General features: G+C 70.3%; 10 protein-coding genes. 1 reads left to right on the top strand and 9 read right to left on the bottom strand.

Annotated elements, in window-relative coordinates; genetic code table 11:
• Positions 1 to 120 precede the first annotated feature (120 nt).
• From KUM49_RS37565 to KUM49_RS37550, 4 genes are read right to left on the bottom strand one after another with little or no spacing between them, the layout of a single operon-like run.
• Positions 121 to 798 (bottom strand): response regulator transcription factor, encoded by a 678-nt coding sequence (locus tag KUM49_RS37565; protein ID WP_217241450.1) that lies wholly within the window; start codon positions 796 to 798, stop codon positions 121 to 123.
• Positions 795 to 2,054, bottom strand: coding sequence for a histidine kinase (locus KUM49_RS37560; protein ID WP_217241458.1), 1,260 nt, complete (start codon positions 2,052 to 2,054; stop codon positions 795 to 797). Before KUM49_RS37560 ends, KUM49_RS37565 begins: the two co-directional genes overlap by 4 nt.
• A gap of 23 nt (positions 2,055 to 2,077) precedes the next feature.
• A complete protein-coding gene (locus tag KUM49_RS37555; protein WP_217241449.1) occupies positions 2,078 to 2,863 on the bottom strand; it encodes an ABC transporter permease in 786 nt (261 codons plus the stop codon).
• Complete coding sequence (locus KUM49_RS37550) at positions 2,860 to 3,780, bottom strand: ABC transporter ATP-binding protein (protein ID WP_217241448.1); 921 nt, start codon at positions 3,778 to 3,780, stop codon at positions 2,860 to 2,862. The genes KUM49_RS37555 and KUM49_RS37550 overlap by 4 nt, the downstream gene beginning before the upstream one ends.
• A gap of 94 nt (positions 3,781 to 3,874) precedes the next feature.
• On the opposite strand from KUM49_RS37550, the gene KUM49_RS37545 reads away from it, so the two are divergent.
• A complete protein-coding gene (locus KUM49_RS37545; protein WP_217241447.1) occupies positions 3,875 to 4,435 on the top strand; it encodes a GNAT family N-acetyltransferase in 561 nt (186 codons plus the stop codon).
• A 5-nt stretch (positions 4,436 to 4,440) separates the two neighbouring features.
• Here KUM49_RS37545 and KUM49_RS37540 read toward each other — a convergent pair whose 3' ends face one another.
• From KUM49_RS37540 to KUM49_RS37520, 5 genes are read right to left on the bottom strand one after another with little or no spacing between them, the layout of a single operon-like run.
• A complete protein-coding gene (locus KUM49_RS37540) occupies positions 4,441 to 5,931 on the bottom strand; it encodes a type IV secretory system conjugative DNA transfer family protein (protein ID WP_217241446.1) in 1,491 nt (496 codons plus the stop codon).
• Positions 5,932 to 5,951: 20 nt separating this feature from the next.
• Positions 5,952 to 7,367 carry an ATP-binding protein gene (locus KUM49_RS37535; protein WP_217241445.1) on the bottom strand — a complete coding sequence of 472 codons (1,416 nt, stop codon included), beginning with the start codon at positions 7,365 to 7,367 and terminating at the stop codon, positions 5,952 to 5,954.
• A gap of 12 nt (positions 7,368 to 7,379) precedes the next feature.
• Entirely contained in the window at positions 7,380 to 8,939 is a 1,560-nt protein-coding gene (locus KUM49_RS37530; protein ID WP_217241444.1) for an SCO6880 family protein, read from the bottom strand.
• Positions 8,936 to 10,264 carry a hypothetical protein gene (locus tag KUM49_RS37525; protein ID WP_217241443.1) on the bottom strand — a complete coding sequence of 443 codons (1,329 nt, stop codon included), beginning with the start codon at positions 10,262 to 10,264 and terminating at the stop codon, positions 8,936 to 8,938. Before KUM49_RS37525 ends, KUM49_RS37530 begins: the two co-directional genes overlap by 4 nt.
• Entirely contained in the window at positions 10,254 to 11,093 is an 840-nt protein-coding gene (locus KUM49_RS37520) for a hypothetical protein (RefSeq protein WP_217241442.1), read from the bottom strand. Before KUM49_RS37520 ends, KUM49_RS37525 begins: the two co-directional genes overlap by 11 nt.
• Positions 11,094 to 11,116: the final 23 nt, after the last annotated feature.

The following is an 11,116-nucleotide window of genomic DNA, read 5'->3' as shown; positions in this document are numbered from 1 at the left end:
ACAGCGCCGATGGTACTGCAGGGGGGACCCTGTGGGAGAGTAGGACGCCGCCGAACAATCATTCAGAAAAGGCCCACACCTCACGGTGTGGGCCTTTTCTGCGTTTCCAGGACGGCTTTATCAGGCTGGCTTTACCAGTCCCGTGTCGTACGCCAGGATCACCGCCTGCACGCGGTCCCGGCAGCCCGTCTTCGCGAGGACCCGGCCCACGTGGGTTTTCACCGTGGACTCGGCCAGGTGGAGGCGGGTGGCTATCTCGGTGTTGGTCCAGCCCTGGCCGATGACCGTCAGGATCTCGCGTTCGCGGTCGGTGAGGGGGGCGAGGCGAGGGTCGTTCTCCCTCTGGTCCGGGTTGTCCTTGGGGACTTTGGTGGGGAGGTGGTGGGCGTAGGTGTCCAGGAGCCGACGGGTGAGGCCGGGGGCCACCACCGCGTCGCCCGTGGCCACCGCGCGGATGCCGGAGAGGAGATCCTCGGGCTGGGCGTCTTTGACGAGGAAGCCGGAGGCGCCTGCGCGCAGGCCGGCGTAGGCGTACTCGTCCAGGTCGAACGTCGTGAGGATGAGGACGCGAGTGCGGGCGCCGGCGGCGACGATGCGGCGGGTGGCCTCGATGCCGTCCAGGCCGGGCATGCGGACGTCCATCAGAACGACATCGGGGTGGAGTTCGGCGGTCAGGCGGGTCGCCTCGGCGCCGTTCGTCGCCTCGCCCAGGACCGTCATGTCGTCCTGGCTCTCCAGCAGCATGCGGAAGCCGAAGCGTTGCAGGGGCTGGTCGTCGGCGATGAGGACCGTGGTCACTGCGGGGTTTCCTCCGGGAGGTGAAGGTGGACGCGCCAGCCCTGATCGGGGTGGAGGCGTGGGCCGGCCTCAAGTGTGCCGCCGTACAGGGCTGTTCGCTCGCGCATTCCGGGCAGGCCGCGGCCGCCGCCGGTGTCGTCCGTCTCGCCGCCACGGCCGGTGTCGGTCACCGTGGCGGTGACGGCGCCCTTCTCCTCGTACGAGATCTCTATCCGTGCCGTCGCCTCCGGGCCCGCGTGTTTGAGGGTGTTGGTGAGGGCTTCCTGGATGACGCGGTAGACGGTGAGCTGGCGGCCCTGGGGGAGGGTCGGGGTGCCGTGGACGGTGGTGCGGACGGAGAGGCCGGCGGAGCGTACGCCGTCGATGAGGTGGTCGAGGTCGGTGAGGGCGGGCTGGGGGGTCAGTTCCGGTGCCGGTTCTCCTTCGTCGTCGCGTAGGACGTCCAGGAGGCGGCGGAGTTCGGTGAGGGCCTGGCGGCTGGTGGTGGAGATGGCCGTGAGGGCCTGGGTGGCTCGCTCGGGGGACTTGGCGGACGCGTAGCGGCCGCCGTCGGCGAGGCCGGTGATGACGGAGAGGTTGTGGCCGATGATGTCGTGCATCTCGCGGGCTATGCGGGCGCGTTCGGCGGCGGCGGCGAGGCGTGCCTGCTGGTCGCGTTCGGTCTCCAGGCGGCGGGCGCGGTCCTCCAAGGCTTCGGTGTAGGCGCGGCGGGTGCGGACCGTGATACCGATGGCTGCCGCGACGACGATGGACATCAGTACCGGGACGATGTCCTGGTCGGGGCTTCCCCGAGGGTGGCGGGCGGCGGCCACCGCCACCGGCGTGATGACCACGGCCGTCGCCCACCACAGGTTGCGCGGGGGCCGGCGCAGGGCGATGTGGAAGATGACGAGCAGCTGGAGCAGGGAGGCCTGGAGTGTGGCGCCGGTCCAGGCGTTGACCAGGGCGGCCGGGGCGATGGCGAGGAGGACGGCCTGGGGGTGGGTGCGCCGCCGGAGGAGGGGGATCGTCAGGCCGAGGCTCAAGGTGAGGGCCAGCCAGCCCGGAGTGTCGGGGACGCGTGCGATGGTGCGCCAGCCGCCGTCGAAGTAGTGGAAGACGGCCGCCGTCACCCAGAAGCCGGTGAGGTGGAGGTCCCAGGCCAGGGGGTGGCGTCGGTCGAAGGCGCGTACGCGTCGGCTGACGCGTTGGACGTACTCGGTGAGGGGTTCCGCCGTTCGTTCCTCGGCCGTTCCTTCTTCCGCCACGGAGTCCATGGTGAGGGCTTTCTGTCGTGTCGTCACACGTCCCGTCGCTTCAGGACCGCCGCGGCTGCCGCGAGGGTGGCCGTCGTCCAAAGGAGCAGCGCCAGCAGTGCCGCGCCCGGTGCGACCGAGCCCGGCATCGGCTGGGCGGTGGTGAGGATTTCCAGGGCGCGGCCCGGGAAGTAGCGTACGGCGTCGTCGACGAGGTCGTACGGGAGCATGGCCAGGACTTCCGGCACGATCATCACGAGGCCGATGAACGCGCCTGTGGCGATCGGCACCGAGCGGGCCAGGGCGCCGATGCCGAGGGCCAGGACGGTGAGCAGGGCGAGGCCGGCCGCGTTGCCGACGAGGGCGCGCAGGATGCCCGGGTCGCCGAGGGAGGCGGCGTGGTCGGTGCCGGAGAGGAAGGACTGGGCGAGGGGGAAGGTGAGGAGGTTCGTCCACAGGGTGAGGACGAAGGCGACGGCGGCGAGGACGGCGGCTTTCGACCAGAGGACGGGCAGGCGGCTCGGGACCGCTGTCATCGTCGCCCTGATCTGGCCGGTGGAGTACTCGCCGGCGGTGGACAGGATGCCCAGGACGCCGAGGTTGACCTGGGCGAACTGGGTGCCGAGGAGGACCAGGACGACCGTGTCGAGCTCGGCTTCGCCGCTGCCGTCGTAGGCGGCGCTGATGCCCGCGCCCATGGCGAGGGTCAGGGCGCTCGTGGCGACGAGGGTGATCCAGGTGGAGCGCAGGGTCCAGAGCTTGTGCCACTCCGAGCGCAGGACCCGGGACGGGGTCACCCGGTACGTCGCCACAGGTGCGATGGTGCTCATGCCGCGGCTCCTTCCAGGGTCGCGGTGAACTCCACCGCGTCGCGCGTGAGGTCCATGAAGGCCTCCTCCAGCGAGGCGGTGTTCGGGGTGAGTTCGAAGAGGGGGATGCCGTGGGCGGCGGCGGTGCGGCCGATGTGTTCGGCGTCCGTGCCGCGGACTTCGAGGGTTCCCGGGGCGGGGGTGATGAGGTCGACGCCGGGTGCGGAGAGCAGTCGTAGGAGGGTTTCCGCTTCCGGGGTGAGGACCTTGACGGTGCCCGCTCCTGACTGTCGTACGAAGTCGGCGACCGTGGTGTCGGCCAGGAGGCGGCCGCGGCCGATGATGACCAGGTGCTCGGCGGTGAGGGCCATCTCGCTCATCAGGTGCGAGGAGACGAATACCGTACGGCCTTCCGCGGCGAGGGACTTGAGGAGGTTGCGGATCCACAGGACGCCCTCGGGGTCGAGGCCGTTGACCGGTTCGTCGAGGACGACGGTGGCCGGGTCGCCCAGCAACGCGGCGGCGATGCCGAGGCGTTGGCCCATGCCGAGGGAGAAGCCCTTGACGCGGCGGTGGGCGACTTCGGTCAGGCCGGTGAGGTCCAGGACGTGGTCGACGCGGGATTTCGGGATGCCGTGGGTGTGGGCGAGGGCGCGCAGGTGGTGGTGGGCGGTGCGGCCGGGGTGGACCGATCGGGCCTCCAGGAGGGCGCCGACCTCGTGGAGGGGCGCCGGGTGGGTGGCGTAGGCGCGTCCGCCGACGGTGGCGTGGCCGCGGGTGGGGGCGTCCAGGCCGAGAATCATGCGCATGGTCGTGGACTTGCCGGCGCCGTTCGGGCCGAGGAAGCCGGTGACCGTGCCGGGGCGGACGGTGAAGGAGAGGTCGGTGACGACGGTCTTGTCGCCGTAGCGTTTGGTGAGGTCCTGTGCCGTAATCATGCTTCGATGCTCGTCCGGGCGGGGGCGGCGGGCGTCCGACCGAGGGCAGTATTCGAGGTGAGAGGCGTAGTACCCGGGTATTACGGTGGCTGGCATGAGCAGCTATGTGATCCGGTCCGTGCGCGCTGACGAGTGGCCTGCCGCGAAGGTATTGCGGCTTGACGCGTTGCGGGACCCCGTGGCGCATCTCGCCTTCCTGGAGACGTACGAGGAGGCCGCGGCCAAGCCGGACTCGTTCTGGAAGGAGCGGGTGGCCGGGTCGGCGGAGGGCGCGGAAGGGGCGCAGCAGATCATCGCCGAGGGGCCGGACGGGCGGTGGGTCGGGACGCTGACCGTGCTGGTCGAGGAGCCCGGGACGACGGACTGGGCCGGGTTCGCGGTCGAGCGCAAGCAGACCCATCTCGTCGGGGTGTTCGTGCGGCCCGAGGAGCGGGGGAACGGGCTGACCGAGGTGTTGTTCGACGCCGCGCTGGAGTGGTCGTGGGAGCGGGGAGCCGAGCGGGTGCGGCTCATCGTGCACGAGGAGAACGGGCGGGCCCAGCGGTTCTACCGGAAGGTGGGGTTCGTGCCGAGCGGGGTGATCGTGCCGCTGGGGGACGCGGGGGACGCGGGGGAGCGGGAGCTGGAGTTCGTCCTGGACCGGGTGTGTGACTGAGGCCGCTACACCGGGAGTTCGGTGTCGGGCCAGCGGGTGCGGGCCTGTTCGCGGGAGCGGAGCAGGGCCAGGGTCGGCAGGCCGCGGTCGGTTCCGGCGGCCAGCAGGTCCGGGAGCTGGGGGAGCGGGGCCACGGCGGCGACGTCGTCCAGGACGAGGGTCAGTGGTGGGTCGAGGCGACCGGAGGATGACCGTTCGGCCATGCGCCGGCCGCGCTCGACCACGCTTGCGGCGAGAGCGGTGAGCAGAGGCATCGCGCCCGGGTTGGTCCGGGGGTCCTCGATGGATTCACCGACCACATAAAGCGTGCCCCCTTCGTCCACGAAGGAATCCAGGGCGAGGGCATCGGTTCGGTTGGGTGTGCAGGCCTCACGGATGTGGAGCGTGAAGAGGGCGGAGAGTGCCCTGCTCGTCAACTCCTGGGCGATGTCTCGGCGTTCGGTGTGGGCGGTGAGGGCGGCTTCGAGTTCGCCGGCGGAGCCGGGGGCTGCCTTGGGGTTCGTACGCAGGGTGCGTACGGCGTCCTGGATCTGGTTGCCCTGGGACCAGCGGTGGACGTGGCGGATGGTGCGGCCGTCGATGGCGGCGGCGTGCAGGTAGCTGCGCAGGAGCGTTTCGGCGGTGTCGCTGACCGCTTGGTCGAGCCGGGCGGTGGGGCGGATCGGGGCGAGGAGTGCGACGGCTCTCTTCGTTGCTGTCTGCTTGTCCTCGCAGCCCGAGGTGGGGGACCAGTGGAGGCGGGCCGGGGTGTCGCAGCGGTGGGTGGGGTCGTAGACGTGGACCGGGCCGAGTTTGGCGCGGGCGTCCTTGGTGTCCTGCCAGATGGCGGGGTTCGAGGTGACGACGAGGGCTGGGCCCTCCGCGTCGCGTACGGCCTGGGCCGCGGTTGTCCGACGGGTTTCCGGGGGGCCGTAGAGCACCGGGCCTTCCGCGCGGTGTGCTTCCCACCCACCTGCCTGTTCGCCGTTGCCCGAAAGGCTCGGCAGGGGAGCCGACTCCACCGGTGTCGCTTCCCGCAGCACCTTGGCCGGTTCCGGTTCCGGTTCCGGCTCGGCGCGTGGCACCGGGACCTCGGCGACCGTGGGCGTCCCGGGCTCCGGCACCGGCTCCACCAGTTGCATCCGCCTGCGCGCCCGCACCGCCCTCCAGCGCACCACCGTGCCGAGCACGAACACCGTCAGGACGATCAGGATCATGACCTGGCCGATGAACAGGCCCCAGAACAGGCCGTAGCCGGAGAGGCCGGACTCGGGCGCGTCGGGCCAGGCGCCGGGGATGTCGTGCGGCCGGGCGACGAGGTGGCGGATGGCCAGGGGGGTGCGGGTGAAGGTGACGCCTTCGGGCCAGGCGCCGTGGGCGAACAGGGCGGCCAGGCCCGTGGCGGACCAGGCCAGCAGGGTCATGCCGAGGAGGAAGGCGAGTATGCCGACCAGGAGGCCGTCGGGGATGCCTCCCTGGCCGCCCTGTCGCCGGTCGCGCTCGTCACCCGGTCTCATGGCTCTTCCCCCCGCTCTTCCTACGCCACCGTCGACTCGGAGTCGCCGAGGTGCTGTTCGACGAAGGCCGCCGCGCGTTCCTCGGCCTCCAGTTCGGCGGCGCGCAGGGCGTCGTCCGCGAGCTGGTGGTCGACGGACGACTCGGTCATGGCCCGGTCGGTGAAGACCAGGGGGCGTTCGGTCTCGGTGATCAGGTGTTTGACGACCTGGACGTTGCCGTTGACGTCCCAGACGGCGATGCCGGGAGTGAGCGACGGGATGATCTCCACCGCCCAGCGGGGCAGGCCCAGCACCCGGCCCGTCGCCCTGGCCTCGTCGGCCTTCTGGGCGTAGATCGTCCGGGTCGAGGCCATCTTGAGGATGGCCGCGGCCTCCTTCGCCGCCGCCCCGTCCACCACGTCGCTGAGGTGGTGCACCACCGCCACGAACGACAGGCCCAGTCGGCGGCCGAACTTCAGCAGCCGCTGGAAGAGCTGGGCCACGAACGGGCTGTTGATGATGTGCCAGGCCTCCTCGACCAGGAAGATGCGCTTCTTCCGGTCGGGGCGGATCCAGGTGTGCTCCAGCCACACGCCGACGATCGCCATGAGGATGGGCATGGCGATGGAGTTGCGGTCGATGTGGGACAGGTCGAAGACGATCAGCGGGGCGTCCAGGTCGATGCCGACCGTCGTGGGGCCGTCGAACATGCCCCGCAGGTCACCGTCGACCAGGCGGTCCAGGACCAGCGCCACGTCCAGGCCCCACGCCCGTACGTCGTCTATGTCGACGTTCATCGCCTCGGCGGACTCCGGCTCCGGGTGCCGCAGCTGCTCGACGATGTCCGTCAGCACCGGCTGGCGTTCGACGATCGTCTCGTTGACGTAGGCGTGGGCGACCTTGAGCGCGAAGCCGGAGCGCTCGTCGAGGCCGTGGCCCAGTGCGACCTCGATGATGGTCCTGAGCAGGGCGAGCTGCCCGGTCGTCGTGATCGCCGGGTCGAGCGGGTTGAGCCGGATCCCCATGTCCAGAGCCGCCATCGGGTCCAGCCGGATGGGAGTTATCCCCAGCTCCTGCGCGATGAGGTTCCATTCGCCCACTCCGTCCTCGCCCTGGGCGTCGAGGACGACGACCTGGCGGTCGCGGAAGCGCAGCTGGCGCAGGACGTACGTCTTCTCCAGCGCCGACTTGCCGTTGCCGGACTCTCCCAGGACCAGCCAGTGCGGGGCCGGGAGCTGCTGGCCGTACAGCTGGAAGGGGTCGTAGATGTACCCCTTCCCGGAGTAGACCTCGCGGCCGATGATGACGCCCGAGTCGCCGAGGCCCGGGGCGGCGGTCGGGAGGTAGACCGCCTGGGCCTGGCCCGTGGAGGTGCGTACCGGCAGGCGGGTCGTCTCGACCTTGCCGAAGAGGAAGGACGTGAAGGCGTCGGTGAGGATGGTCATCGGATCCCGCATGCGGCTGCCCCTCTACCTTCGAATGCCGGTGGCGAACGGAAGGGTGTTCACGAAGGCGCGATGGTGCTCGCGATCGCACCACTCCAGCTTCAGGTACGACTTTCCGGCCGAGGCCCGGATGGTCCGCTTGTCGCGGGCCAGGGCCTCGGGAGTGCGGGAGGAGACGGTGATGTAGCCGACCAGGTTGACGCCGGCCGCGCCGCTCGCGAGGTCTTCTCCCCGCTGGTCGAGGCGGTTGTGGGCGGCGATGTCGCGCGGGTCGACGGTGCGGTTCATCTTGGCGGCGCGGGAGGCCTCGGCCTCGTCGTTGGTCTTCTCGGTCAGCATGCGTTCAATGGCTACCTCGGTCGGCTCGAGATCCATCGTCACGGCGACCGTTCGGATGACGTCCGGGGTGTGGACGAGGAGCGGCGCGAGGAAGTTGACGCCGACCGGGGTCATCGGCCACTCCTTCACCCACGCCGTGGCGTGGCACCAGGGGGCGCGGGTCGAGGACTCCCGGGTCTTCGCCTGGAGGAAGTTGGGATCCATGGCGTCCAGTTCGGCCGGCCAGGCGTTGCGCTGGGTCATCGCCTGGATGTGGTCGATCGGGTGGTCGGGGTCGTACATGGAGTGGATGAGCGAGGCGAGGCGGCCCTGGCCCAGCGGCTGCCGGACCCGGATGTCGGCCTCCTGGAGGCGCGAGCAGATGTCGGTCAGCTCGCGGGCCATGACGACCGCGAGGCCCGCGTCCCGGTCCAGCTTGCGGCCGCCGTGCGGGCGTGCGGCGCGGGCCATGGCCTGGGCCTCGGCGGCGAGTTCGCGGGTGTAGTGCATGCAGGCGACCATGTAGGCGCGGTGCTGCTCGCTGCTCGTGGACACCATGGACTGCAGTTGGTCGTACGACTGCTGCAGCCAGCCCAGCGACTTCTCGTCGCCGCGCATGGCGACGTCCTTGGCGTGGGCGTCCGGGTCGGCGGGCAGGGTGCGGGCGAGCATCTGGAGCCGCGTGACGAAGCCGTCGCCGTTGGCCACGTGCTTGAGGAGGGTGCCGAAGCGGTCGACGAGGGATTCCTGGTCCTCGGAGTCGCGCAGGCCGACGCCGGGCCCCTCGATCTCGATCGCGGCGGTGACCGTGCGGCGGTCCGCGTGCAGCAGTACGGCGATCTCGTCGGGGCCGAACGGGGCGGCCAGCCAGTTGATGCGGCCGATGCCGGGCGGCGCGCCGATCTCCACCTCACGGCCGTCGAGGTGGGTGCCGGCCTCCATCACGCCGGAGCGGTAGGTGGTGCCCTGCTTGAGGGTGCGCTTGTAGCTGCGGTTGATCTCGAACCACTTGTAGAAGGTGCGGCGCTTGTACGGCACGTAGACCGCCGCCAGCGCGAGCATGGGGAAGCCCATCAGCAGCACGATGCGCAGGGTCAGTACCGGGACGAGGAGACCGCACATCATGCCGAGGAACGCGCCGCCGATGATGAGCGCGATCTCGCCGGTCTCACGATTCCTGCCGACGATCGCGTTCGGCCGGGCGCGGCCGATCAGATATGTACGGCGGGGCGTGACCGGATGGGACACGTGGGACTCGGTCGTCAACGCCCTTCACCTCCCGTGCGGTTGGTACTGCTGTTGCGTGTGTTGCTGGCGTGCGGGGTGTTCACCGGGCTGCCGGCGCGGGGAGCGGGTGCGGCGGAGGGGACAGATCCGCCGCCTCCGTTCGGTGTGCGGGTGCTGTGCGCGGCGACCCCGCCGGATACGGGGTTGCTCGGGCGGGCACCGCCGGAGTTGCCCCCGCCGCCGCCGTTGTCGGCGCGGGCGCTGTGCGTTTTGATGCCCTGGGCGACGAGGGTGGCGGGAGAGCTGATGGCGGCCGCCGCCTTGCCCTCCGCGCCCTGCATGATGCGGTTGCTGCGGGAGTTCGCGATCTCGTCGCCGAAGCCGGGGACGAAACGGTAGATCATCGCGCTGGCGAAGATCGCGAGCAGGATGATGGCGAGGCCGGAGACGACGGCGGAGAAGGCGTCGGGGCCGTCCTCCGCGGAGAGCGCGCCGGCCAGACCGAGCACGATGACGATGACCGGTTTGACGAGGATGACGGCGATCATGATGCCCGCCCAGCGGCGGACGTGGCCCCACAGGTTCTTGTCGACCAGGCCGGCGTAGACGACGGTGCCGAGGAGGGCGCCGACGTAGAGGAGCGCGGCCCTGATGACCAGCTCCAGCCACAGCACGCCGGCGGCCAGGATGCTGACCAGCGACACGACGATCAGCATGATGGGGCCGCCGCCGATGTCCTCGCCCTTGCTGAGGGCGCCGGAGAACGTGCCGAAGAAGGTGTCGGTCTGATCGCCGGTGGTCTTCGCGAGGACCTCTGAGACGCCGTCCGTCGCCGATACGACCGTGTAGAGGATCAGGGGCGTGAAGGCGGACGCCAGGACGGTCAGCCAGAGGAACCCGATCGCCTCGGAGATGGCGGTCGTGACGGGCACGCCCCTGACGGCTCGCTTGGCCACGGCCAGCAGCCACAGCAGAAGCGTGAGGATCGTCGACGCGGCGAAGACGACGGCGTACTGCTGGAGGAACTTCGCGTTCGTGAAGTCGACGTTCGCGGTCTCTTTCACGGCTTCGCTGAGCTTGTCGACGGTCCAGGCGGCGGCGTCGGCGCAGCCTTTGGCGAGGGAGGAGAGGGGGTCGAGGGTGCTGGTGGGGTCGAGGGTGGAGGTGCCGCCGGAACGGTCGGTGCCCTTGCCGTTTTCGCAGTACTTCTTGGCGGGGCCGATCAGGAGGTCGCAGGGGTTGTCGCTCGTCGTAGGCGTAGGCGTAGGTGCCGCGACGGCGCGGGTGGCCAGCAGGACGACGGTTGTCTGTACGGCGGCCAGCAGGCCGGTGAGCTTGAGTACGCGACTCGGGTTACCGGGCATACGTGAACCCTCCGTACTCCTCGATGGCCTTGCTGATTTCGTCCGAGCTGGCGGCCCTGTCGTCTCCTGGGACCGGCGCGGGTCCGTCCGTCTGGGTGTCCGCGTTGATCTTCCAGTCCCCGTCGGCCCATTGCAGGTCGAAGGTCCAGGTCTTCCACGTCGAGCTGACCGGGTCGGTGGAACCTTGGCCGGACATGCCGATGAGGCCCATGTACCAGACCGCCACCTTGGCCTTGGTGTCGCTGAACTGCTCGACCTTGGCGCCCACCGGAACCGTGCGGGATACGAACGTGCTTCCCTTGGGGGCGCTGCCGTTCACGTCGAGGCCCATCTTGCTGAGGAAGTCAGCCGAATACGCCTGATCCATGGCGCTCTGCAGCTTCGCAGCCGCGGTGGGTGTGTAGATGCCGTCCACGATGGAGTGCCGCGTGGCCTTGTTGAACATGCCTGTCGAGCCCAGGGCCACCGCGTAATTCGTCGCCGCACTCTGCGCACCCTGCTCGTCGTGTGCGAAGCCCGTCGGAATCCCGCCCGCCTTCTTGGTCACCGGACGGCTTCCGCTCGCCGCCGTCGACGCGGCCTCCGGCTGGGAGGCCGCGTCGTCCGTGGATGCGGAATTGTCTCCTCCGCGGTTCGCGAAGGCGATCGCTGCGATGAGGAGGACGATGACGCCGACGACCGTGACCAGGCTCCGGGAGGAGGAGCGGCCGCCTCTTCGCGCGCCGCCGTAGACGTCGTGGTCGCGGTCGGGCAGGCGGGTGGTGCGGGTCTGGCCGGTACCGCCGTAGCCGCCGGAGGCACCCGCCTCGTGGTCGTCCCCGAGAGTCATGCCGCGTACGCCCCCTCGACGTC

The sequence above is a fragment of the Streptomyces sp. AC555_RSS877 genome (assembly GCF_019049245.1).
Classification (GTDB): domain Bacteria; phylum Actinomycetota; class Actinomycetes; order Streptomycetales; family Streptomycetaceae; genus Streptomyces.
The sequence above is the reverse complement of the archived record's forward strand: the minus strand, read 5'-3'. Positions and strand labels throughout refer to the sequence as shown.

Excerpts from the sequence above, each read along its gene's own strand:
- KUM49_RS37555 (WP_217241449.1), bottom strand. The coding sequence starts at position 2,863 with ATGAGCACCATCGCACCTGTGGCGACGTACCGGGTGACCCCGTCCCGG.
- KUM49_RS37525 (WP_217241443.1), bottom strand. The coding sequence starts at position 10,264 with ATGCCCGGTAACCCGAGTCGCGTACTCAAGCTCACCGGCCTGCTGGCC.
- KUM49_RS37545 (WP_217241447.1), top strand. The coding sequence starts at position 3,875 with ATGAGCAGCTATGTGATCCGGTCCGTGCGCGCTGACGAGTGGCCTGCC.
- KUM49_RS37520 (WP_217241442.1), bottom strand. The coding sequence starts at position 11,093 with ATGACTCTCGGGGACGACCACGAGGCGGGTGCCTCCGGCGGCTACGGC.
- KUM49_RS37560 (WP_217241458.1), bottom strand. The coding sequence starts at position 2,054 with ATGGACTCCGTGGCGGAAGAAGGAACGGCCGAGGAACGAACGGCGGAA.
- KUM49_RS37550 (WP_217241448.1), bottom strand. The coding sequence starts at position 3,780 with ATGATTACGGCACAGGACCTCACCAAACGCTACGGCGACAAGACCGTC.
- KUM49_RS37540 (WP_217241446.1), bottom strand. The coding sequence starts at position 5,931 with ATGAGACCGGGTGACGAGCGCGACCGGCGACAGGGCGGCCAGGGAGGC.
- KUM49_RS37535 (WP_217241445.1), bottom strand. The coding sequence starts at position 7,367 with ATGCGGGATCCGATGACCATCCTCACCGACGCCTTCACGTCCTTCCTC.